Consider the following 22,818-nt stretch of genomic DNA (forward strand, 5'->3'; position numbering starts at 1 on the left):
CTTATCGACCCGTTCGTCCGGCCGGTCACGTCCCCGGCTTGCGCCCGTACACGAAGACGTCGTCGCCCTTGCGCAGCAGCGACCAGTACTTCTGCGCCGCCGTCTTGGTCATGTTGACGCAGCCGTGCGAGCCCGGCGGGTTCCACATGCTGACGCCGACCGAGTGGAAGGCCTGTCCCCCGTCGAAGAACTGGCTGTAGGGCATGGGCACGTGGTAGATCGTCGACACGTGGTTGATGTTCCGCCAGTAGATCTTCTTCAGGCCGGTGCGGGTCTCGTACCCGTTGCGGCCGGTGCGGACCGGGACCGGGCCGTAGACGAGCTTGCCGCCGTCCTGGATCCAGCTGAGCTGGAGGGTGAGGTCGACGCAGGCGATGCGACCCTTGTTGGTCGGGCACTTGCCGGCCTTGTTGGGCTTGTTGCCCACGGCCTTCTGCTTGTTCATCAGGTCCATCACGCCCCAGGTGACGGGTCCCGCGTAACCGATGTTCGGCGTGATGCCGTGCTTGTTCTGGAAGGCGCGGATCGCCTTGCAGTCGGCGGCCGACTGCTTGCCGTCCACGGGCCTGCCGAGGAACCTCTCGACCTGCTTCTGGTACAGCCCGGCCTGCGTCGAACAACTCGCGGCCTGCGCGGGCGTCGTGCCCAGCGCGAGCGTCAACGGCGCCATCAGCCCCGTCACCCCGAGCACCACGGCCCCTCGTCTGCGTATGTCCCCCATGACTGCCCTCTTCTTCCTGGCGTGTTCGGCCCTCTCGACTTACTGGACAGATGGACGGCCCCGGCGGTTGTAGTGCGGTGCGGGCTGTGACGAAACGGTGAAGTTCGGTGGATGCGCCACCGGGCGGCGGGCGAGCGGCAGCGGCCCGGTAGCGTGCCCGCATGTCCGCGTTCATACAGCAACTGCCCGCGCTCGTCGGTGTGGTGATCGGCGCCCTGGGGTCGTATCTGGCGCTGGCGCGCAGTGACCGGGAGCGGTTCCGGCGCGAGCGCGCGGCCCGGTGGGAGGAGCGGCGGCTCGCCGTGTACGCGGACTACGCGCGGACGTTGAAGAAGTCGGTCGTGCTGACGTACCGCGTCGCCGCGCACCTGGGCGAGGACCCGCATCCGCACCCGATGTCCCCCACGGAGGCGGAGCCGCTGATGGCGGAGGCCACCGACGGCCGCGACCCCACCGGCGAGGCGCTGCTCATGCTGGGCGGCCATGAGGTGGTGGAGCGGGCCCGGGTGTGGGTGACCGTGGTGATGGAGATGGAGCGGTTCGTGCGGGCGACCACGCGGGACGCGGCGGCCTGGCCGGCCCTGCTGGAGCGGCAGCGGGCCGCCCGCGAGGGCTACTACGCGGCCGTGCGGGAGGACCTGGGGCTGCCGCCGGGGCATCCGGCGCGCTGGCCGACGTTCCCGACGGCGGACGGCTGAGCGGCCGCGCCCCCGCGGTCTCCGGCCTTGGGCGCCAACGGAACAGTCCGTCGCTCGGCGGGCCGGCGCGGCTGTGCCGTGCCCCCGCTTCAGATGCAGATCACGATCTTTCCGCGGGTGCGTCCGCGCTCGGCGTGCGCGTGGGCGTCGACGATGCGCTCCAAGGGGTAGGTCCGCTCGATACGGGGTGTGTAGCGGCCTTGCCGACCCAGTTCCGCAGCCGCGGACAGGAGGGTGGAGTCGTTCTCCGCGTTGACCACATGCGTGCCCAGGCGCTGCCCGCCTGCGTGGTCGGCGACCGTCGCGACGCGCGTCGGGTCGCCCGTGATCGCGACGAGGTCGTCCAGGGATCCGGAGGCCGCGGTGTCGAGCACGATGTCGACGCCGTGCGGAGCGAGAGCGGAGAGACGCTGCGCGAGGCCGGGGCCGTAGGTGACGGGAACGGCGCCGAGAGAGGTGAGGAACTCGTGGTTGTGTTCGCCGGCCGTCCCGATCACGGTGGCGCCTTGTGCCACAGCGATCTCGACCGCCGCGCTGCCCACACCTCCGGCGGCGCCCTCGATGAGAAGGGTGCGCCCCGCGAGGGAGCCGAGCGCGTTCAGGCCACGCATCGCGGTCACGGACGCGAGACCGGCGCCCGCAGCCTGCTCATCGCTCCACGTGTCGGGGGCGTGGGTCCAGGCCGAGAGGATGACCAGCTCTGCGGTGGCGCCGGTGACACCGCCCAGCCCGAAGACACGGTCGCCGATGCTCACCCCCTGTACTCCGTCACCGACTTCGTCGACCACGCCGGCGGCGTCGCGCCCGGGAATGGCGGGAAGCTCCAGGGGAAGCAACTGGCGCAGGGCGCCGGCGCGCAGCTTCCAGTCGATGGGATTCACGCCGGCCGCCGCGACGCGGACACGTATCTCACCGGGTCCGGGGTAGGGCTCGGGGGCCTGCTCGATCACCAGGCTCTCCGCTCCGCCGTATTCATGGAAGCGGGCTGCACGCATAATGTCCTGCCTTACCTTCACAGGTCGAGATGACGGGTGTCGGAATACCTGCCGTTGAGTCGATGCTCCGGAAGATATCCAGAAGGTCGGTCACCGTCTGGATACCAAGACCGGAGACGGGAGACCCTCGATGACGCAACGGCCACCGCTGCCACCCGACTTGTTCGACGAGCTGTGCCCGTCCTCGCTGCTGCCTTTCCGCTTCGGTGACAAATGGGCGCCCCTGGTCGTCCGCTGCCTGGAAGACGGCCCGCGCAGATACTCCGAGCTCCGCGTGCCACTGGGCCGCGTCACCCCGAAGGCGCTCACCCAGTCGCTCCGCGGCTTGGAGCGCAACGGGTTCGTGTCACGCACGGTGCACGCCGACCCGAAACTGCGGGTGGAGTACGCGCTGACACCGCTGGGCCGCAGCACGCTGGAGCCGCTGGCCGCCGCGTGCCGATGGGCGACCGAGCACTGGGACGAGCTGCTCGACGCCCGCGAGGGCGGCATCTCCTCCATCGGCTGACTCGAACCTGCATCGGCGCGTGCCGCACCGGAATCTCGGCCGCCCTGTCGGCTCGTCGGCGAACATTGCGTACGCCGCAGCCTGTTCAGCCGGTCGTCGGCCGCAGCCTCTCCGCCAGGGCCTCCTCGTCCGGCACGAACCACAGCTGGCGGCCCTGACCGGCCTCGTACACGAAGTCCCGCAGGGCCGGGCTGTCGGCGACGTGCCGTGAGACGTCGCCGACGACGGCCAGCCGCAGCCGGTAGTTCGCGAACTTCTGCACGACCGCCCCGGCGACCCCGGACCGCAGCTGGAAGAACGCCTCCCCCAGCCTCTCCACCGGCACGGCGACGAGCTGGGCGTCCTGCCCGTACGCCTCCCCGATCAGGTCGAGCGCCGCGCTCTCGCCGTCGATCACGGGGCCGTCGGCGGCGCAGCGCAGGACGCGGGTGTCATGGAGGGTCACGAGCGTGTCGGTGGCGGTCATGCCCGCGATCTTACGGCGGTCGGTGCGTTCAGTGGCCGCGTTTGATCCATTCGTCCAGGTGGGGGGCCTCGGCGCCGATGGTGGTGGGGTCGCCGTGGCCGGTGAGGACCTTCGTCTCGGGCGGCAGCGTCAGCAGCCGGTCCCGGATGGAGGCGATGATCGTCGGGAAGTGGGACCAGGAGCGGCCGGTGGCGCCGGGGCCGCCGTGGAACAGGGTGTCGCCGGTGAACAGCACGCCGAGCCCCGGGTCGTGCAGGCAGACCGCACCGGGCGTGTGCCCGGGGGTGTGCAGGACGGTGAGGTCGGCGCCGGCGGCCTCGATGACCTGGCCGTCGGCCAGATGACCGTCGGGCTCGCGGTCGGGGTGGGTCAGCTTCCACAGCGGCAGGTCGTCGGGGTGCAGCCAGATCGTCGCGCCGGTGAGGTCGGCGAGCGCGGGGGCCGCGCCGACGTGGTCGTTGTGGGCGTGGGTGCACACGATGGCGGTGAGTCGGCGGTCGCCGACGGCCGCTGCGACGGCCTCGGCGTCGTGGGCGGCGTCGATGACGACGACCTCGTGGTCGTCGCCGACGAGCCAGACGTTGTTCTCGACGTCCCAGGTGCCGCCGTCGAGGCTGAACTGGCCGGAGGTGACGAGGCGTTCGATGCGGGCGGACATCACAGCACCACCACCGAGCGCAGCACGTCGCCGTGGTGCATCCGGTCGAACGCCTTCTCCACCTCGTCGAGTTCGATCGTCTCGGTGACGAACGCCCCCAGGTCCAGGCGGCCCTGCTGGTGCAGGTCGATCAGCACGGGGAAGTCCCGGGAGGGCAGACAGTCCCCGTACCAGGACGACTTCAGCGATCCGCCGCGCCCGAAGACGTCCAGCAGCGGCAGTTCGAGCTTCATCTCCGGGGTGGGAACGCCGACCAGCACGACGGTGCCGGCGAGGTCGCGGGCGTAGAAGGCCTGCCGGTAGGTCTCGGGGCGGCCGACCGCCTCGATGACGACGTCCGCGCCGAAGCCGCCGGTCAGCTCGCGGATCGCCTCGACCGGGTCCGTCTCCGCTGAGTTCACGGTGTGCGTGGCGCCCATGGTGCGGGCCTTGTCCAGCTTGCGGCCGTCGATGTCGACGGCGATGATCCGCGCGGCGCCGGCCAGCCGGGCGCCCATGATCGCCGCGTCGCCGACCCCGCCGCAGCCGATGACGGCGACCGAGTCGCCGAGGCCGACGTTGCCGGTGTTGATCGCCGCGCCGATGCCCGCCATCACGCCGCATCCGAGCAGTCCGGCCACCGCGGGCGACACCGACGGGTCGACCTTGGTGCACTGGCCGGCGGCGACCAGGGTCTTCTCGGCGAACGCGCCGATGCCCAGCGCGGGCGACAGCTCGGTGCCGTCGGTCAGGGTCATCTTCTGGCGGGCGTTGCGGGTGTCGAAGCAGTACCAGGGGCGGCCGCGCAGACAGGCGCGGCACTGGCCGCACACCGCACGCCAGTTGAGGATCACGAAGTCGCCCGGGGCGACGTCGGTGACGCCCTCGCCGACGGACTCGACCACGCCGGCCGCCTCGTGTCCGAGGAGGAACGGGAAATCGTCGTTGATCCCGCCCTGCTTGTAGTGCAGGTCGGTGTGGCAGACGCCGCAGGCCTGCACCTTCACCACCGCTTCGCCGGGCCCCGGGTCGGGCACCACGATCGTCTCCACCCGCACGGGCTCGTTCTTCCCCGGTGCGATCACTCCGCGCACTTCCTGCGCCATGGTGCGGCCCCTTTCATCGGCGGCGGTCCGTCCGCTTCCGACCCTACGGGGCACTGATCGGTCCCCGCACGGCGATCGGCGCAGGTCACCTGAGTGCGCCTCGCGGGGCGCCCGCCCTCGTGGGGCGGGCGCCCCGGGGTCAGGCCTGGACGGCGGGGAGGAGACCGGTGACGGGGGCGGCGAGGTCGGTGACCTGGTGCAGCTCGCCCAGCCGGCGCAGTTCGTTCACCTTGTTCAGCTCGTTCAACTGGCTCGACACCGGGGGCAGTTCGCCCCGGTGCTCGGCGGGGATGTCGCTCTCGGCGATCGAGTCGAGCAGGGTCATCGGGCTGAGTCGGCCGCCGGCCGGGGCGTCGGCCGCGTTCGCCATGGGCGCGGCGAGGCCGGTGACCCCGACGGCGAGACAGGCGGCGGCGACGATGCGTCGAGTGGAGATCATGCCCTCAGCAACGGCGGGGACGACCGTCGGACACGGGTGCGGGGCGCCGCTCACCCGACAGGCGGACGGCGGCGTCCCGCGCTTGCCGGGTCGGGGCGGACGGAGGAGTCTCGAAGTGAGGGCCCGGCGGGCCCGCCCCCTGGGTCCGCGGTCCTCACGAGGAGGTCACCATGGGCACCGCGGCAGGCTCCGCCTTCGACACCGAGACCCTGCGCAGGGGCGTCGAGGGGAACACCCCGGCGACGCTGCTGTCGCTCTACGCGGACGACGCGGAGCTGCGCGTCGTGGACCGCAACAGCCAGCCCAGCCGGCCCACCGTCCTGCACGGCCGTGACGAGATCGCCGGGATGCTCGACGACGTCTACAGCCGCGACATGACGCACCGGCTGGAGGACTGCGTCATCCAGGGCGACCGGGCCGCCTTCACCGAGTCCTGCGTGTACGCGGACGGGGTACGCGTGCTGTCGGAGTCGATGCTCACGCTGCGGGACGGCAAGATCGTCGGCCAGACGATGATCCAGGCCTGGGACGAGTAGGGGCGGTCGCCTCGGGCGCCGCTCCGGATGGCCCCGGGGCGGTGCCCGATGAGGGTGCGCCGGTCATGAGGCGGCGGGGGTCCAGCCTCGGGGGCGCAGGATGCCCAGGAGCTGGCGGACCAGTTCGTCGACGACATCGTCGAGGGTGGCGTCGACCCAGCCGGCGCTCCAGTCGTGCAGGAGTCCGTTGACGCTGCCGATGAACGCCGTTGCGGCCAGGCGGTAGTCGCGGGGCGCGGCCTCGCCGCGGGCGGCGGCCTCGGTCGCCTCGGCGCAGATCAGGTCGACCCAGCGGGCCCTGCGGGCCAGGCGCTGTTCCTCCAGGCGCGGGCTGACGCCGACGATCTCGACGAAGGTGATGCGGATGCGGCGCGGGTCGCCGGTGACGTCGCCCGCGTAGGCGCGGAAGATGGCGGTGACCCGGTCGGCGAGGGGCAGGTCCCGGGCGGCGGCGAAGGCGGCGACCACGGCCTCCTCGGCCCGGTCGTTGACCTGGAGGTGGAGTGCCGCGAGGACGTCCTCCAGGGTGCGGAACTCCTCGTAGAACTGGCGGGTGGACAGCCCGGCGGCCTCGCTGAGGGCGGCGACCGTGGTGCCCCGGTAGCCGGGGGCGTCGCCGAACAGGTGCAGGGCCGCGTCCAGGAAGCGCCGGCGCCGCTCGGCCTGCCGTTCGGCGGCGGTCTTGCCCGCGTACCGTCCCGTGGCCGCCCTGAGCCTGCCCGTCACGCATCCTCCTTCGTCGCCGTCCCGCCCGATTTTGTCGTGCCCATGGTCTTGTGGTGAAGGCCGCCTCTTCCTTACTTTCCAGTAAGTCAACTTTGAACGCAACGGTGTTCAGATTCGGGCGGGCTTCGCGCGCGCCCGCGCCCCGCCCCCACTCAGAGGAGAGAGCACTCATGCCTGCCAGCAGAACCAGGCACCTATGCTCCGTGGCCGCCGCCCTCGTCCTGACCGTCACCGCCCCCGCCGCCGCGACCGCCGCCCCCGCCGCTCCCTCCGCGGCCGCGCTGCGCGAGGTGATGTTCGTCGGCAACAACTGGGAGGGCACCGCCGACGTCATCAGGTCCACCGGCGACTTCGCGAGGATCGGCCGGATCAACGTCATCCCCGACAAGGACGAGCGGATGGCGGAGATCAACGCCGATCCCGTCCGCTGGATCGCCTTCATGACCATCCGCAACAGCGTCGGCGAGGGCCACGACCAGTTCGTCGACGACATGTACTCCACGCCGGACGGCTCCTCGGTGGTCGTCTCGCGGCCGAGCTTCGCCGACGTCGTCTCGATCGACCTCGCGACGGGGCGCGTCAACTGGCGGTTCGCCGTGTCGGGTTACCGCTCCGACCACATGGCCGTCTCCCCCGACGGCACACGGGTCGCGGTCTCCGCCTCGACGTCGAACACCGTGCACGTCCTGGACATCGGGACGGGCCGTCAGCTGGGTTCGTACTCCACCGGCGACAAGCCGCACGAGAACATCTTCAGCAAGGACGGCAAGCAGATCTGGACCATGTCGATCGGCGAGGTGAACAACGCGCTCGACGCGCCCTGGCTGGACTGGACGAAGGGCGACCGGCGCATCACCGTCGTCGACGCGACCACGTTCAAGCAGGTCAAGGTCATCGACATGCGGCAGCGGCTCGACGCGATCGGCCTCAAGGACTACTCGGACGCCGTCCGCCCGGCGGTGTTCTCGCCGGACGAGTCCAAGCTGTACTTCCAGGTGTCGTTCTTCAACGGCTTCTTCGAGTACGACGTCGCCACCGACCGGATCACCCGGACGAAGACCCTGCCGAAGAACCCGGCGACCAGCGACGACCGCACCACGTTCGTCAACGACTCGCGCCACCACGGCCTGTCGATGAGCCCGGACGGGGCCAAGCTGTGCGTCGCCGGCACCATGGACGACTACGCGACCGTGGTCGACCGCGCGACCCTCCAGGAGGGGCAGCTCGTGACCGCCTCCAAGCCGTACTGGGCCACGGTCAGCGGGGACGGCAAGAGCTGTGTGATCTCCGAGAGCGGCACCGACCAGGTCACCGCGATCGACTTCGCCACCGGACGCAAGGTCGTCTCGGTGCCGGTGGGCGACCACCCGCAGCGCGTCCGGCTGGGCCATGTCGCCGCCGACTGGACGAGCCCCGGCAACTGAAGGGCCACGCGGCCTTGACGGCGCCCCGGGGGGATCCCCGAGGGCGCCGTCGGTTCATCCCAGCTTCTGGGCGACCCACGCGGACAGTTCGGAGCGGGCCGCGCTCAGCAGGGCCGCGGAGGGCGCGTTCGCCCCGTTGGTCACCAGCGCGTAGTGGACCGTGGCCGTGCCGGGCGCGGTGAGCAGCAGCCGACGGCTGCCGGCGCCGCCGGGTTCCGGGGCCGCGCCGACCGGCGTGGCGGTGGTGTACGCGGGCGGGGCGTGCACCGCGGCGAGGTCGGAGACGACGGTGGTGGACGCGGTCGGGAAGGAGGCGGGCAGATGGAGTTCGGTGGGCGCGGTCCCGCCGGCCGAGCGCCAGACGAGCAGGCCGTACTGGCCGGAGCCGACGAGTTGCGCCGTGTTCGGCAGGGAGGCCGGGACCGGGTTCCAGGTGAGGGTGGTGGAGCCGTCGCGGGAGCGGTCCTCGTAGGTGAAGGCGAGGGTCGCGCCGCTGGTGGCGGCCGGGTAGACGCGGTCCAGGAGTCGGGCGTCCTGCCGGAGCGCCGCCCGGCCGGTGTCGTCGAGGCGTACGGCGGAGAGATCCTCGTCGTTCCAGGCGTCGCCGGTGGTGAGCACCTTGTCGGGGTTGCCGTTCATCAGCTCGCGGTGGCGGCCGTGGTAGATGTCCCACTGCCATTGCTGGCCGGACAGGACGGGACCGGAGGCGGCCGGGGCGTTCCACCAACTCGCCCCCTTCACACGGGAGTCGAGCGCCTGGTACATGGCCTTGAGGACGGTCGGCGCCTTGTCCGCGACGGTGCCCGCGAGGGGGTGGCCGAACTCGCTGACCACGGCGGTCGTGCCTGCCGCCGCCGCGCGGTCCCGGACCGCGGCGAAGTCGCCGGCGTACTGGCCGTCGGCGGCCTTGCCCCACATCAGGATCCCGGAGATGGCCTTCTGGTCGTAGAAGTGGGTGTTGAGGACGTAGCGGGAGCCGAGCGCGCCCGCGTCGATGAGGCCGCCCTCCTGCTTCTGGGAGGCGATGTTGGCGTTCCAGAAGAGGTTCGGCTCGACGAGGGCGGGCTTGTCCTGCCAGCCGGCCGCGTCCATCCGGGCCCGGAACCTCACATAGAACGGCCAGAGCAGGTTGCGTTCCCAACTGCGGCTGTTCTGACCGGAGTCGTAGGAGCCGGCGTACGGCTCGTTGTAGGGGTCGAAGCCGACGACGCCCGCGAACTGCGCCGCTGTGAGGTTCTCCTTGAGGTAGGTCATGGTGCGCTGGGCGGTGGTGAGGAAGGCGTCCTGGAGGCCGTGGGCGTTGTGCCAGAAGTCGTACTGCGCGGCCTTCACGGCGCTGTTCTGCGTGATGTTCTGGCCCCAGAAGAAGCAGATGCCGCAGGACTCGTCGGGGTAGTTCCCCGCGTCGACGGCCCACTGGGGAGCGCCGTCGCCGGTGTACCAGCTGTCCGGGTCGAACAGGTGCCGGGAGTACAGGTCCTGGTGGAAGTCGGGGTAGACGCGGATCCCGGTGTCGAGGAAGGCGCGCATCTGGTCGGCGGCGGCGGCCAGGTAGGCGGTGTCGAGCTGGCCGCGCACGGGCTCGGCGTAGGCCCAGGAGAGCAGGAAGCGCACGGAGTTGCCGCCGCCGAGGGCGCGCAGCGCGGCCGCCGACTTCTTCGCGTCGGCGACCGAGGCGAAGGGCAGGCCCTTGTTCTCGGCGAGCTTGGTCTCGCCGGACACGTTGTAGCCGCGCAGGACGACCTCGCGTCCGAGGGCGTCGGTGAAGCGGCCGCCGGAGACGGTGAGGGGGGTGCCGTCGAAGGAGAGCGAGTCGGGGACGGTGGCGGCGGTGGCGGAGGGGGTGCCCGCCACCGTCAGTGATCCGCTGAGGACGACCAGAACAACGAGCAGACGTGCCCGGATATTCGGCATGTCCACTACAGTCCGGTGATTTCCGGACACCGTCAATAGCTTCTGACTCGCCAGTAAGGTCGGTGTCCGCTCACCTCAGCCGCGTGGTGGCAGGCGGTGCAGGACGACGTCGGTGAGCCGGCCGTCGGCCACCGTGGCCGTGAGGTAGGTGCAGTGCGGCTGGCGGCGGCGGTCCGTCAGGGAGCCCGGGTTGAGCAGCCTGAGCCCGCCGGGGGCGGTGGTGTCCCAGGGGATGTGGCTGTGCCCGAAGACGAGGACGTCGAGGTCGGGGTACCGGGCGGCGCAGCGCGCCTCGCGCCCCTGGGCGGGCCCGGTCTCGTGGACGACGCCGAAGCGCAGCCCGCCCAGCTCGGCGCGGGCGGTCTCGGGGAGCCGGGCACGCAGCTCGGGGCCGTCGTTGTTGCCGTACACGGCGACGAGCCGGCGGCTGCGCCGCTCCAGCAGGTCGAGGGTGGCGGTGTCCACCCAGTCCCCGGCGTGGATCACCACGTCCGCGTCCGGGAGCTCGTCGAGCAGCGGGGCCGGCAGGGCCTTGGCGCGCTTCGGAAGGTGGGTGTCGGAGGTCAGCAGGAGGCGCACCGTCTCAGCGTACGGCGGTCGCCGCGCGCCCGTGGATCGCGGCGACCCCCCTGCTCACAGCTCCGTCGTGCGGGTCAGTCGTCCCCCCTGACGATGTTGCCCTCCACGCCGTACGGCGTCCCGGGCGTGGCGCCCGGGGTGTACACGGCGGGGAGGCAGGTGCGCGGCGCGGCGCCGCCTCTGCGGAGACGGCGGGCCCTGGCCCAGCCCGACTCGGGCCGGCGCACGGCGCGGTTCTCCCGGCGCACGGCGGGCTTCTCCTCGGTCTGCGGGGTCACGACGGTTCACTGCCTTTCTGTGGAGGGATCAGCGGGCACCGGATCCACCGCTGCCGAACGAGCCGCTGGAGCCCTCGTCCCAGCGCGGGCGGCCCTGGTCCTCGCCGGGCCGGCCGCCGGTGGGCCGCAGCTCGTGCGGGGTGAGGCGTTCGCCGGACCGGGGCATCTCGTTCGGCTCGCGCCCCTCGCTGCTCTCCCGGACGGGGCCGGACGCGGGCATGCGGGGCTGCTCGTGCGGTCCGGGCGGCCCCGGCTCGCGCCTGCGTACGCGGAACCCGAGCCGGAAAGCCCAGATCAGGCCGCCGACGAGGGCGATGCCGACGATGACGAACGCGACGGAGGCCAGTGCTGACCCCCCGGAGGCCGCCAGGTGGGCGGAGGCGATGGTGTCCATGAACGGGCGGGTACCCTCCCCCGCCCAGGACACGCCCCGGGCCTCGGTCACGTCGGCCGAGTGGGCCAGGGTGCACGCAGCCCGTGCGGCGTCAGCGGGGCGGGGCCGGCATCGGGTCGCCGTGCGCGAAGGGCCGTGTGGGGGCAGATTTGGTTGCCTGGGAGCGCGCGGCCGGGTGAGGAGGTGGTCGCCGTGTCCGAAGGGCAGACGTCCGGCGGGCGGCCGGTGGCGGCCGCCGGCCCGGCGGGCCGTCCGGTGCTGTCGCTGGCGCTGACCGCGGTGATGGACGCCGTCGGGGCGCACTCCGGCGCGGTCTACCTCCGTCCGGGCGACGAGCCGGTGCTGGAGATGGCCGTGATGGCGGGGTTGCCCCGGGCCTTCGCGGCGCCCTGGGAGCGGGTGGGGCTGAGCGCGCCCATCCCGGTCGCCGAGGCGGTGCGCGAACGCCGGCTGGTGTGGGTGGGCGGCGAGGAGGACATGGCCCGGCGCTATCCACGGATCGCCGTCGTCCTGCCGTACCCCTTCGCGCTGGCGGCGGCCCCGGTGGCGACCGGGACGAGGGTGTACGGCGCGCTCTACGTGACCTGGCCGGGCTCGCATCCGCCGGAGCTGTCCGACCGTGAGCGCGACGCGCTGGAGTCGGCCTGCGAGCGGCTGGCGCTGCGGCTGGAGCGGGCGGCGGCGCACAACCGTCCGGCGCGGGCGGAGACCGATCCGCTGGACGCGGGCCCGCTGAGCGGTGTGTCGGGCACGCTCGGCACGGTGGAGGCGGCGCGGATGGTGGGCCGGCTGCCGTACGGGATGTGCTCGCTGGACCTCACCGGGCGGGTGGGCTTCGCCAACGCGGCGGCGGGCGAGCTGCTCGGCGTCCCGGTGAGCGTGCTGCTGGGCACGCAGCTGTGGGCGTCGGTGCCGTGGCTGAACGACCCGACGTACGAGGAGCACTACCGGGCCGCGCTGATCAGCCAGGACGCCACGTCGTTCGTGGCGTTGCGCCCGCCGTCCGAGTGGCTGTCGTTCCGGCTGTATCCGAGCACCACGGGGATCAGCGTGCGGATCAGTCGGGCCCGGGGTGTGGCGGAGCCGGGTCCGTCCCGTGCCGGGCAGGGGGACGCGCCGACGCGGCTGGTGTCGATGTCGCAGGCGCTGTCCCTCGCGGGGGCGCTGACGGAGACGGTGAGCGTGCAGGACGTGGTGCGGCTGGTGGCGGACGAGATCGCGCCGGCCGTGGGCAGCAGCGCGCTTGCACTGCTCGGGGCGCGCGCGGGCCGGCTGCATGTGCTGGGACACCACGGCTACCCCGATCCGCATGTGGTGGAGCGGTTCGACGGGATGCCGCTGAACGCCCCGACCCCCGGTGCGCACACCGTCTCGCACGGGGTGCCGGCGTTCTTCGACTCACGGCAGCAGCTGGAGCGTCTGTATCCGGCGCGGCACGCGACCCCCGACGGCTTCGCGGCCTGGGCGTTCCTGCCGCTGATCGCCTCCGGCCGCCCGGTGGGGGCGTGTGTGCTGGCCTACCCGCGGCCGCGGACGTTCTCCACGCACGAGCGGGCGGTGCTGACGAGTCTGGCGGGGCTGATCGCGCAGGCCCTGGACCGGGCGCTGCTCTACGACGTGAAGCACCAGCTGGCCCACGGGCTGCAGGCGGCGCTGCTGCCGCACTCGCTGCCGGTGCTGCCCGGCATCGAGGCGACCGCCCGCTATCTGCCGGCCACCCGGGGCATGGAGATCGGCGGTGACTTCTACGACCTGGTGTCGGCGCGGCCGCTGCCGGCGGCGGTGATCGGCGACGTCCAGGGTCACAACGTGACGGCGGCCGGGCTGATGGGGCAGATCCGCACCGCGGTGCGCGCGTACACGACGGTGGGTCAGGAACCGGCGGAGGTGATGCGCAGCACCAACCGGCTGCTGTTCGAACTGGGTTCGGACCTGTTCGCGAGCTGTCTGTACCTGCGGCTCGACCCGGCGCGCGGGCGGGCGGTGATGGCGCGGGCCGGGCATCCGCCGCCGCTGCTGCGCCGGCCGGACGGCCGGGTGCGGGTCCTCGACCTCGCGGGCGGTCCGCTGCTGGGCATCGACGGCGGGGCGACGTACGCGACCACGGAGGTCGACCTCTCCCCCGGCTGTGTCCTCGCCCTCTACACCGACGGGTTGATCGAGACGCCGGGCGTGGACATCGAGGACGCGGTCGCCGCGCTGGGCCGGCGGCTGGCGGCGGCCGGCGATTCGCCCCTGGAGGAGCTGGCCGACGAACTGGTGGGCCACTCCTCGGCGGCCGGGGAACGGATCGACGACGTGGCCCTGCTGTTGCTGCGGGCCGCCGACGGAGACTGACGGCCTCTCAAAGGTCTTCAACGCGATGCCGCGCGTGCGGTGACCCGGCCGGCCTTCCCACCGGCAGGTCACCGCACGCGCGTGGCCCGGCCCTCCCGCCGGAGGGCCGGACCGTTCCACCGCCCGGCCCGGAACCGCTGGGTGGGGCCGGCGGTGGGGCTGTGTCGGACTCGGTCAGTGCTTGTCGTTCTGACCGTTCTCGGCGCCCGCGCCGGCCTCTTCACCGGCGCCCGCGCCGTTGTCCTGGCCGCCGGCCTCCTGGCCCGCGCCCTGCTCACCAGCGCCCTGGCCGGCCTGCTCGCCACCGGCCTCCTGGCCCGCGCCGGCCTCTTCACCGGCGCCCGCGCCGTTGTCCTGACCGCCGGCCTCCTGGCCCGCGCCCTGCTCACCAGCGCCCTGGCCGGCCTGCTCGCCACCGGCCTCCTGGCCCGCGCCGGCCTCTTCACCGGCGCCCGCGCCGTCGTCCTGACCGCCGGCCTCCTGGCCCGCGCCCGCGCCCGCGCCGCCGCCCGCGCCAGCGGCGCCGAGGGTCGCGCCGGTCGCCTCGAGGGCGGTGGTCACCGGCTGGAAGAAGGTCTCGCCGCCGACGGTGCAGTCACCGCTGCCGCCCGAGGTCAGGCCGATCGCCTGGCCGTCCTGGGTGAACAGCGAGCCGCCGCTGTCGCCGGGCTCGGCGCACACGTTGGTCTGGATGAGACCGGTGACGGTGCCCTCGGGGTAGTTGACCGTGGCGTCGAGGCCGAGGACCTGGCCGTTGGAGAGGCCGGTGGTGCTGCCCATCCGGAAGACCTCGGTGCCGACGGTCGCCTCGGCGGCCTCGGTTATCGCGACCTTCTGCTGGCCGACGTTGACCTCGCTCGGGGCCTGCGTGGCGGCGTCGTCGTACTTCACGAGTGCGAAGTCGCCCTCGCCCGGGAAGACCGCCTGGTCGACCGTGGCGATCGGCTCGCCGTTCTCCGAGTCGGACCACTGCTCGGCCGCGACCCCGCAGTGACCGGCCGTCAGGAAGGCCGGGGAGCCGTCGCCTGCGGTGACGTTGAAGCCGAGGGAGCAGCGCGCTCCGCCGCCGAAGATGGCGTCGCCGCCGGAGACGAAGGTCTTGAACGTGCCGGCCGACTTCTTGATGGTCGCCATGTTCGCGCCGAGGCTGTTGACGGTGGACTCCAGCCGGTCCCACTTGCCGCCGGTGACGGTGGAGTCGGCCGTGACGAGGATCTTGTTCGTCCTGGGGTCGACGGCCCACGAGGTGCCCGGGATGGTGGCCTTGGCCTTGAGGGTCTGCGAGGCCGCCTTGAGCTCGGCCGGGCTGTTCTCGACCTGGCGGACCTGCGCACCTGCCTTCTTGGCCTGCACGATGACGTTGTTCTCGTCACCGGAGACGTTGACGACGTTGACGACGAGCTGCTTCTGACCGTCGTCGTAGTAGGAGCCGGCGAAGGCGTCGCCCAGGAGCTTCTCCAGCTGCGAGGCGAGGTCCGAGGCGTCCGACGCCTTCAGCGTCTTGGGTGCGGCCGCCGCCGTGTTGTTGCCGTCCTGGGAGGCGTTGGCGTTGGGGAGCAGGAGTGCCGCCGCACCGAGCGCCGCCACGCCGCCTACCGCGATCGCGGCCTTACGCTTCGGAATTCGCTTGTGACTCAAAAAACTCGACCTCCTGGGGGACGGGGTCTGGCTGCTGCCGGGGGTCGGCAGCTCCGTACAGCGGCGCCTGGTTGCCGAGGAGTACGCGGGGGAGGCGGCCCGCGTTCATCCCGATTGCCAATTCTCTTTGCACAACGCTGAATCGGCCATGACCGGAGTCCGAGCGGGCGGCCCGGGGAACAATCGCCCATATGACGATGACGACCGCCGAAGCCGACAAGATCCTTTCCGACAGCTTCGCGCCCTGGGTGCGGGCCCTGGGCCTGAGTGTCGAAAGCCTGGGAGCGGACCACGCCGTTCTGCGTCTGCCCTGGTCACAGGAGTTGGCGCGGGAGGGCGGCGGGCTGTCGGGGCAGGCGTTGATGGCCGCGGCGGACACCGCCACCGTGATCGCCGTGTCGGCCGCCCGGGGGGCTTTCGTACCGATGACGACGGTCCAGCAGTCCACCTCGTTCCAGCGCGCGGTGGCCGATTCGGATGTCTTGATTCATGCGGTCCTCACCAAGCTGGGCCGCCGGATGGCGTTCGCCGACGTCACGATGACGGCCGGACGGACCGGGGAACTCGCCGCCCGCGCGAGCACCGTCTACGCCCTTCTGGGCTGACGGCCGATCAGCGAGGGTGCCCCGCCTGGCTTCGCGGGGGAACCGCACCCCGCTCGTCGTGGATCCGCCCTCCGCTGGACGAGGGGCCGCACCCCGCACACCACACCTTCCGTGTCCGCATGTTGACGCTCCGTCCAGCACGGCAAGCGGAATCCCTGCTTCAGAGAATCTGCACACCGATTACCCATGCCGGTCACGGCGGGCAGGAGTTCTGCACATCCGCGCGCCGCCCTCCACGTCATTGGGGCGGGAGTGTCCAATTCGCCGCACCCGCTCCGGCCGACCGTCCGGGCGGGCCCGGGCGAAGGTGTGAAGAAGTCGCCGACAAGCCGTGCCCGAACCTGCACGCTTCGACCCTCGTGTGACGCATGTTCCCTGGTGAGGGCGCTGATTGATTGGATGCGCCGGCCCCGGACCTGCTTTGATCCATCGCACCGCAAGGCCGCAGCGGCTCCCGGAGACGGGTGCCCGGCGTCCACGGTCGCGGCCGTCATCTGTCCCCAGAGGGGGCCGCTCCCCCCTTACGAGTTATCCATATGAAGGGAAGTTCCCCCATGAACTCCACCCCCCAGGTTGAGACCGTCGAGATCGCCGACGCGGACCTCGACAACGTCTCCGGCGGCCTGTCCGTGAACGCCCTCGGCACCGTCACCGGCCTGGTGGACGGCATCGCCCCGGTCTCCGGCGTGGTCGACACGGCCGTCGGCACCGTCGAGGGTGTCACCGGCCTGAACACCGCCCCGGTCACCAACCTGGTCGCCGGTCTCTGATCGCACCACGTGTGACTTCCGAGTCCCGGAGCCGTCCCTCGGCTCCGGGACTCGTCGCCGTACCGGAACCCCCGAGAGAAGCCCGTGCAGTTCCGCCAACAGGCCCTAGCCAAGCTCCAGTCGCCGGAGGAACTCGACCTGCCGGTGCGGTTCGCGCGCCCCCAGGGCTGGCTGGTGCTGTCGGCGACCCTGATCGCCGTCGTCGCCGCTTCCGTGTGGGCGGTGACCGGATCGGTCGCCTTCACGGTGAGCGCCCCGGCCGTCCTCACCCACGGCGAGGGCAGCTACGTCCTGCAGAGCCCCGCCGCCGGCCAGGTCACCGCGGTCCTCGCGCGCGAGGGCCAGCGGCTGCCGGCGAACTCCCCCGTGCTGAAGGTGCGCACACCCCAGGGCGAGACCGTGGTGCGCACGGTCGCCGCGGGCCGCGTCACCGCGCTCGCCGCCACGCTCGGGCAGATCATCTCCACCGGCGCGAACGTCGCCGCCGTCGAGAAGGTCGCCCACGCCGACGACCCGCTGTACGCCACGGTGTACGTGCCCGCCGAGAACGCCGCCTCCATCCCCGAGGACGCGGCCGTCGACCTGACCGTGCAGACCGTGCCCGCCCAGCAGTACGGCGTGCTGCGCGGCCATGTGAAGGCAGTCGACCGCACGGCACAGTCGGCGCAGCAGATCGGCGCCTACCTCGGCGACAGCCAGCTCGGCGAGCAGTTCACCGAGGACGGCCGCCCCGTCGCCGTCCTGGTCCGCCTCGACCCCTCCCCCTCCACGAAGAGCGGCTACCGCTGGTCCTCCGCGAACGGGCCGCCGTACCCGCTCGCCTCCATGACCATGGCCACGGGCTCGATCCGGCTGGCCGACCAGCGTCCCGTCGATTGGCTGCTTCCGTGACCACCGCGCAGGAGAACCGGGGCAGACGGCGTGCGGCTCCGCCCCGCCGCACCGTCCCGCAGGGCCGCCGCAGGAGCGTCCGCACGCCCACCGTCCTCCAGATGGAGGCCGTGGAGTGCGGCGCCGCCTCCCTGGCCATGGTCCTCGGCCACTACGGCCGGCACGTCCCGCTGGAGGAGCTGCGCATCGCCTGCGGGGTGTCCCGCGACGGCTCCCGCGCCAGCAACCTGCTCAAGGCGGCCCGCAGTTACGGGCTGACGGCCAAGGGCATGCAGATGGACCTGGCCGCCCTCGCCGAGGTGCAGGCGCCGGCCATCCTCTTCTGGGAGTTCAACCACTACGTCGTCTACGACGGCATGGGCCGCCGCTTCGGCCGCCGGGGCGTGTTCGTCAACGACCCCGGCAAGGGCCGCCGGTTCGTGCCGATGGAGGACTTCGACGGCAGCTTCACCGGTGTGGTGCTGGTGCTGGAGCCGGGCGAGGACTTCCGGCGGGGCGGGCGCAGGCCGGGCGTGCTCGGGGCGATGCCGGCCCGGCTGCGCGGCACCGCGGGCACCCTGCCGGCCGCCGTCCTGGCGAGCCTGCTGCTGGTCCTGGTGGGCGCGGCGGTGCCGGCGCTCAGCCGCACCTACATCGACATGTTCCTGATCGGCGGGCAGACCTCGCTGCTGGACGTGCTGTTCACGTCCATGGGCGCGTGCGTGCTGCTCACCCTCGCGCTGACCTGGCTGCAGCAGGCCAACCTGCACCACGGACGGATCATCTCCTCGACGCTGTCCAGCGCGCGGTTCCTGCGCCATCTGCTGCGGCTGCCGGTGACCTTCTTCTCCCAGCGCAGCCCCGCCGACCTGGTGCAGCGCCTGCAGTCCAACGACGCGGTGGCCGAGACGTTGGCCCGCGACCTCGCCTCGGCGGGCGTGGACGCCGTCGTCGTCGTCCTCTACGCCGTCCTGCTCTACACCTACGACCCGCAGCTGACGTTCGTCGGTGTGGGCGTGGCCCTGCTGAACATCGTCGCCATGCGGATCGTGATCCGGCTGCGCGCGACCCGTACGGCGAAGCTGCGCGCGGACAACGCGCGGCTGACGAACACGGCGTACACCGGGCTGCAGCTGATCGAGACGATGAAGGCGACCGGCGGGGAGGACGGCTACTTCCGCAAGTGGGCCGGTCAGCACGCCACCACCCTGGAGGAGCAGCAGCGGCTCGGTGTGCCGAGCGCGTGGCTCGGGGTGGTCGCGCCGACGCTCGCCACGCTGAACAGCGCGCTGATCCTGTGGATCGGCGGGATGCGGGCGATCGAGGGCCACATCTCGGTGGGTCTGCTGGTCGCCTTCCAGGCGCTGGTCACCCGGTTCACCGCCCCGCTGACCCGGCTCAACGGCGTCGCGGGCCGCATCCAGGACTTCGCGGCGGACGTGGCGCGGCTGAAGGACGTGGAGAGCTTCCGCGCCGATCCGCTGTACGACCGGCCCGGCGGCGCGGACTCCACACGCCGGCTGCACGGACACGTGGAGCTGGAGAACATCGCCTTCGGCTACAGCCCGCTGGACAAGCCGCTGCTGACCGGGTTCGACCTGAGCGTCGGGCCGGGGCGGCAGGTGGCGCTGGTCGGCGGTTCGGGCAGCGGCAAGTCGACGGTGTCCCGGCTGATCTCCGGTCTGTACACGCCCTGGGAGGGCGTGATCCGCATCGACGGCAGGCGGCTGGAGGACATCCCGCGCGGTGCGCTGGCGGCGTCCGTGTCCTTCGTCGACCAGGAGGTGTTCCTGTTCGAGGGCACCGTCCGCGACAACGTGGCGCTGTGGGACCCGTCGATCCCGGACGAGGCCGTGGTGGACGCGCTGCGGGACGCGGCGCTGTACGACGTGGTCATGCGGCGGCCCGGCGGCATCCGCAGCACGGTGGAGCAGGACGGCCGCAACTTCTCCGGCGGTCAGCGCCAGCGGCTGGAGATCGCCCGGGCCCTGGTGCGCCGGCCGAGCATCCTCGTCCTGGACGAGGTGACGAGCGCGCTGGACGCGGAGACCGAGCTGACGGTGATGGACAACCTGCGCCGACGCGGCTGCGCGTGCGTGGTGATCGCGCACCGGCTCAGCACGGTCCGCGACAGCGACGAGATCGTCGTCCTGGACCACGGCACGGTCGTCGAGCGCGGGCGGCACGAGGAACTCCTCGCGCGGGGCGGGGCGTACGCGGCGCTGGTCAGGGAGCGGTGAGATGACGGTCACGCACGAAGGGGACGTCGTCCTCGCCGCGCTCGGCACGATGGGCGCGCCGGTCGACTGCGCGGGAGCCGGGCGGCTCGACCTCGAAGGGCCGCAGGTGCTGTGGCTGGTCGCGGGGGGCGCGCTGGACCTGTTCGCGGTGGACGCCGGGCAGCAGGGCCACTGGCACCACCTGGGCCGGCTGGAGGCGGGCACGCTGCTGCTGGGCCCGGTCGCCGGCCCTCATCACACGCTGGTGGCGCGGCCGTTGCGGGACTGCTTGATGCGCCGTATCGACCTGCGCGAGCTGTACCAGCCCGCGAGCACCCAGACCTGGTCCTACGACGAGTACGGCAATCCGCAGTACGTGCCGCCGACGTCGAGCCCGCTGGAGTACGCCCTTGCCCTGGGCGTGGGCCGAGGGCTCTCCGTCCTGTTCCAGGCGCCGATGGCCTCGGAGGATGGGGGTGCCCCCGTGCGAGCGCGTTCGAGCACGGGGGAGGACGACGACGTGTTCTGGATGCAGGTCCCGCCCGGCAGCGTGCAGTACGGCTCGCTGTACGGCGCGGAGGCCGCCGCCGATCTGCTGATGGACCCGGCGGTGTGGCAGTCCATGGTGGACCAGCAGTACCGGTTGCTGACCACGCTGGACCGCTGGATCGAACAGCTGGAACGCACTCACGAGACCCGTACGGCGGCCGGCATCGAGGCCGGTGAGGCGGTGCGGGCGCGGGCCGACCGGACGCTGCTGGCGTCGATCGGCAAGAACGGCAGGAACGACCGGCAGGACGGGAAGGGCCCCCGGCGCGCCACGGCCGCCGACGCGGACGCCACGTTCGCGGCGTGCCGGCTGGTCGCGCGGGCCGCCGGGATCAGCCTCGTCGAGCCCGCCCCGGCGGGCGACGGCGAGGAGCGTCTCGACCCGGTCGAGCAGGTGGCCCTCGCCTCCCGGGTGCGCGTGCGCGCGGTGCGCCTCGACGGCCGGTGGTGGCGGGACGACGTCGGGCCGCTGGTCGGTCACCGGGCGCTGTCCGGTGCGCCGGTCGCGCTGCTGTGGCGGCGCGGCGGCTATGTCGCGGTCCATCCCGCGACCGGGCGGGAGACGCCCGTGGAGAAGGCGAACGCGGAGGAGTTCGAGCCGCGCGCGGTGATGTTCTACCGGCCGCTTCCGGAGAAGCGGCCGGGTCCGCTCGGGCTGATGCGGTTCAGCATGCGCGGCACCGGCCGGGATCTGACGCGCCTGCTGCTGAGCGGACTGGTCACGGTGGCGATCGGGGCGCTGGTGCCGATCGCCACCGGCAAGGTGCTCGGCGAGTACGTGCCGAGGGCGCAGGCGGATCCGATCGTCCAGGTGTGTCTGGCGGTGATGGTCAGCAGTCTGGTCGCCGCCTCCTTCATGCTGCTGCAGAACCTGACCATCCTGCGGCTGGAGGGCCGCGTCGAGGCGACGCTGCAGCCGGCGGTGTGGGACCGGCTGCTGCGGCTGCCCACCAAGTTCTTCGCCGAACGCTCCACGGGTGAACTGGCCAGCGCGGCCATGGGCATCAGCGGCATCCGCCGGCTGCTGGCGGGGCTGGGCCCGTCGGTGGCGCAGGCGTCGACGATCGGCGCGATGAACCTGGGGCTGCTGCTCTGGTACAGCGTCCCGATGGCGATGGCGGCGATCGGCATGCTCGTCGTGATCGCGGGTGTCTTCCTGGGGCTCGGGCTGTGGCAGGTGCGCTGGCAGCGGCGGCTGGTGACGCTGTCCAACAAGCTGAACAACCAGGCGTTCCAGACCCTGCGCGGGCTGCCGAAGCTGCGGGTGGCGGCCGCCGAGAACTACGCGTACGCGGCGTGGGCGGAGCAGTTCGCCCGCAGCCGTGAGATGCAGCAGCGACTGGGCCGGATCAAGAACCTCAACACGGTCCTCGGCGCGGTGTACCTGCCGCTGTGCTCCCTGCTGATGTTCATGCTGCTCGCGGGTCCGGCGCGCGGCGCGCTGTCGGCGGCGGACTTCCTCACCTTCAACACGTCGATGACGATGCTGCTGACCTCGGTGACCGCGCTGACGGGCGCGTTCGTGTCGGCGGTGGCGGCGCTGCCACTGTTCGAGGAGATCCGGCCGGTGCTGGCGGCCACGCCCGAAGTGCGGGCGGCGAGCACCCGGCCGGGCCCGCTGTCCGGTGCGGTCGAGGCCCGGCGGCTGTCGTTCCGCTACTCCGACGACGGTCCGCTCGTCCTGGACGACGTCTCCTTCGAGGTGGGCGCGGGCGAGTTCGTGGCGGTCGTCGGGCCCAGCGGCTGCGGCAAGTCGACGCTGCTGAGGCTGCTCATCGGGTTCGACCGTCCGGTGTCGGGCAGCGTGCTGTACGACGGTCAGGACCTGGCCGCGCTCGACCAGTCGGCGGTGCGGCGGCAGTGCGGGGTCGTCCTCCAGCACGCGCAGCCGTTCACCGGCTCGATCCTCGACGTCATCTGCGGCACCGGCGCGTACACGCCGGAGGAGGCGATGGCGGCGGCCGAACTGGCGGGCCTGGCCGAGGACATCAAGCGGATGCCGATGGGCCTGCACACCATCGTCGCGGGCAGCGGGTCGGTCTCCGGCGGCCAGCGGCAGCGGCTGATGATCGCACAGGCGCTGATCCGCCGGCCGCGCATCCTCTTCTTCGACGAGGCGACCAGCGCGCTCGACAACGAGACGCAGCGCACGGTCATCGAGAGCACCCGCAAGCTCAACGCCACCCGCGTCGTGATCGCGCACCGGCTGTCGACGGTGATGGACGCGGACCGGGTGATCGTCATGGAGAACGGCAAGGTCGCCGAGCAGGGGCCGCCGGCGCAGCTGCTCGCCGACCCGGGCGGGCGGCTGCACGAGCTGGTGCGGCGTCAGATGACGTGAGCCCCGCGGGGCCGTCGACACCGGGCACGGGCATGGCGGGGTGCGCCTGGGTACTCGTCCGGCCGGAG

General features: G+C 72.4%; 22 protein-coding genes. 10 read left to right on the forward strand and 12 right to left on the reverse strand.

Annotated elements, in window-relative coordinates:
- Window positions 1-25: 25 nt before the first annotated feature.
- On the reverse strand, window positions 26-721 hold the full coding sequence (locus ACIOC0_RS30280) for a L,D-transpeptidase family protein (RefSeq protein ID WP_402158919.1): 696 nt from the start codon (window positions 719-721) through the stop codon (window positions 26-28).
- 161 nt (window positions 722-882) lie between these two features.
- Here ACIOC0_RS30280 and ACIOC0_RS30285 point away from each other — a divergent pair, with 161 nt between their 5' ends.
- Entirely contained in the window at window positions 883-1,419 is a 537-nt protein-coding gene (locus tag ACIOC0_RS30285) for a hypothetical protein (RefSeq protein ID WP_402158920.1), read from the forward strand.
- A gap of 89 nt (window positions 1,420-1,508) precedes the next feature.
- On the opposite strand, the gene ACIOC0_RS30290 is transcribed toward ACIOC0_RS30285, so the two are convergent.
- Window positions 1,509-2,414 (reverse strand): NADP-dependent oxidoreductase, encoded by a 906-nt coding sequence (locus tag ACIOC0_RS30290; RefSeq protein ID WP_402158921.1) that lies wholly within the window; start codon window positions 2,412-2,414, stop codon window positions 1,509-1,511.
- A gap of 130 nt (window positions 2,415-2,544) precedes the next feature.
- On the opposite strand from ACIOC0_RS30290, the gene ACIOC0_RS30295 reads away from it, so the two are divergent.
- On the forward strand, window positions 2,545-2,922 hold the full coding sequence (locus ACIOC0_RS30295; RefSeq protein ID WP_402158922.1) for a winged helix-turn-helix transcriptional regulator: 378 nt from the start codon (window positions 2,545-2,547) through the stop codon (window positions 2,920-2,922).
- Window positions 2,923-3,007: 85 nt separating this feature from the next.
- Here the strand turns inward: ACIOC0_RS30295 and ACIOC0_RS30300 are convergent, their stop codons facing one another.
- From ACIOC0_RS30300 to ACIOC0_RS30315, 4 genes are all read right to left on the reverse strand, one after another.
- A complete protein-coding gene (locus tag ACIOC0_RS30300) occupies window positions 3,008-3,388 on the reverse strand; it encodes a DUF4180 domain-containing protein (RefSeq protein ID WP_402158923.1) in 381 nt (126 codons plus the stop codon).
- Between the two features lie 28 nt (window positions 3,389-3,416).
- Window positions 3,417-4,046: an MBL fold metallo-hydrolase gene (locus ACIOC0_RS30305; protein ID WP_402158924.1), complete on the reverse strand. Its 630-nt coding sequence runs from the start codon at window positions 4,044-4,046 to the stop codon at window positions 3,417-3,419.
- Window positions 4,046-5,131: an S-(hydroxymethyl)mycothiol dehydrogenase gene (locus ACIOC0_RS30310; protein ID WP_402158925.1), complete on the reverse strand. Its 1,086-nt coding sequence runs from the start codon at window positions 5,129-5,131 to the stop codon at window positions 4,046-4,048. The genes ACIOC0_RS30305 and ACIOC0_RS30310 overlap by 1 nt, the downstream gene beginning before the upstream one ends.
- Window positions 5,132-5,270: 139 nt before the next feature.
- Window positions 5,271-5,570, reverse strand: a complete 300-nt coding sequence (locus ACIOC0_RS30315; protein WP_351098588.1) for a hypothetical protein — start codon at window positions 5,568-5,570, stop codon at window positions 5,271-5,273.
- 170 nt (window positions 5,571-5,740) lie between these two features.
- On the opposite strand from ACIOC0_RS30315, the gene ACIOC0_RS30320 reads away from it, so the two are divergent.
- Entirely contained in the window at window positions 5,741-6,106 is a 366-nt protein-coding gene (locus ACIOC0_RS30320; protein WP_402158926.1) for a nuclear transport factor 2 family protein, read from the forward strand.
- A 63-nt stretch (window positions 6,107-6,169) separates the two neighbouring features.
- On the opposite strand, the gene ACIOC0_RS30325 is transcribed toward ACIOC0_RS30320, so the two are convergent.
- Window positions 6,170-6,832, reverse strand: a complete 663-nt coding sequence (locus ACIOC0_RS30325) for a TetR/AcrR family transcriptional regulator (protein ID WP_402158927.1) — start codon at window positions 6,830-6,832, stop codon at window positions 6,170-6,172.
- 170 nt (window positions 6,833-7,002) lie between these two features.
- Between ACIOC0_RS30325 and ACIOC0_RS30330 the strand changes: the two genes are divergently transcribed.
- The gene (locus ACIOC0_RS30330) at window positions 7,003-8,256 is read left to right on the forward strand and encodes a YncE family protein (RefSeq protein ID WP_402158928.1); all 1,254 of its coding nucleotides are present in this window, start codon (window positions 7,003-7,005) and stop codon (window positions 8,254-8,256) included.
- Window positions 8,257-8,310: 54 nt separating this feature from the next.
- On the opposite strand, the gene ACIOC0_RS30335 is transcribed toward ACIOC0_RS30330, so the two are convergent.
- From ACIOC0_RS30335 to ACIOC0_RS30350, 4 genes are all read right to left on the reverse strand, one after another.
- Entirely contained in the window at window positions 8,311-10,170 is a 1,860-nt protein-coding gene (locus ACIOC0_RS30335; protein ID WP_402158929.1) for a cellulase family glycosylhydrolase, read from the reverse strand.
- Window positions 10,171-10,245: 75 nt separating this feature from the next.
- Window positions 10,246-10,749, reverse strand: coding sequence for a metallophosphoesterase family protein (locus ACIOC0_RS30340; RefSeq protein WP_402158930.1), 504 nt, complete (start codon window positions 10,747-10,749; stop codon window positions 10,246-10,248).
- Between the two features lie 74 nt (window positions 10,750-10,823).
- A complete protein-coding gene (locus tag ACIOC0_RS30345) occupies window positions 10,824-11,027 on the reverse strand; it encodes a hypothetical protein (RefSeq protein ID WP_402158931.1) in 204 nt (67 codons plus the stop codon).
- A 28-nt stretch (window positions 11,028-11,055) separates the two neighbouring features.
- Entirely contained in the window at window positions 11,056-11,421 is a 366-nt protein-coding gene (locus ACIOC0_RS30350; protein WP_402158932.1) for a DUF6479 family protein, read from the reverse strand.
- A 183-nt stretch (window positions 11,422-11,604) separates the two neighbouring features.
- Here ACIOC0_RS30350 and ACIOC0_RS30355 point away from each other — a divergent pair, with 183 nt between their 5' ends.
- The gene (locus ACIOC0_RS30355) at window positions 11,605-13,758 is read left to right on the forward strand and encodes a GAF domain-containing SpoIIE family protein phosphatase (protein ID WP_402158933.1); all 2,154 of its coding nucleotides are present in this window, start codon (window positions 11,605-11,607) and stop codon (window positions 13,756-13,758) included.
- Between the two features lie 174 nt (window positions 13,759-13,932).
- Here the strand turns inward: ACIOC0_RS30355 and ACIOC0_RS30360 are convergent, their stop codons facing one another.
- The gene (locus tag ACIOC0_RS30360) at window positions 13,933-15,396 is read right to left on the reverse strand and encodes a S1 family peptidase (protein ID WP_402158934.1); all 1,464 of its coding nucleotides are present in this window, start codon (window positions 15,394-15,396) and stop codon (window positions 13,933-13,935) included.
- 191 nt (window positions 15,397-15,587) lie between these two features.
- Here ACIOC0_RS30360 and ACIOC0_RS30365 point away from each other — a divergent pair, with 191 nt between their 5' ends.
- The 5 genes from ACIOC0_RS30365 (at window position 15,588) to ACIOC0_RS30385 (ending at window position 22,750) form a co-directional block, all read left to right on the forward strand.
- Window positions 15,588-16,001, forward strand: a complete 414-nt coding sequence (locus ACIOC0_RS30365) for a PaaI family thioesterase (protein WP_402158935.1) — start codon at window positions 15,588-15,590, stop codon at window positions 15,999-16,001.
- A gap of 554 nt (window positions 16,002-16,555) precedes the next feature.
- Window positions 16,556-16,771, forward strand: coding sequence for a type A2 lantipeptide (locus tag ACIOC0_RS30370; RefSeq protein WP_351098600.1), 216 nt, complete (start codon window positions 16,556-16,558; stop codon window positions 16,769-16,771).
- An 84-nt stretch (window positions 16,772-16,855) separates the two neighbouring features.
- Window positions 16,856-17,662 (forward strand): HlyD family efflux transporter periplasmic adaptor subunit, encoded by an 807-nt coding sequence (locus ACIOC0_RS30375; RefSeq protein ID WP_402158936.1) that lies wholly within the window; start codon window positions 16,856-16,858, stop codon window positions 17,660-17,662.
- Window positions 17,659-19,881: an NHLP family bacteriocin export ABC transporter peptidase/permease/ATPase subunit gene (locus ACIOC0_RS30380; RefSeq protein WP_402158937.1), complete on the forward strand. Its 2,223-nt coding sequence runs from the start codon at window positions 17,659-17,661 to the stop codon at window positions 19,879-19,881. The genes ACIOC0_RS30375 and ACIOC0_RS30380 overlap by 4 nt, the downstream gene beginning before the upstream one ends.
- Window position 19,882: 1 nt before the next feature.
- Window positions 19,883-22,750, forward strand: coding sequence for an NHLP bacteriocin export ABC transporter permease/ATPase subunit (locus ACIOC0_RS30385; RefSeq protein ID WP_402158938.1), 2,868 nt, complete (start codon window positions 19,883-19,885; stop codon window positions 22,748-22,750).
- Window positions 22,751-22,818: the final 68 nt, after the last annotated feature.

Origin of the sequence: Streptomyces sp. NPDC088254 (genome assembly GCF_044740925.1) — a bacterium.
Taxonomy (GTDB): domain Bacteria; phylum Actinomycetota; class Actinomycetes; order Streptomycetales; family Streptomycetaceae; genus Streptomyces.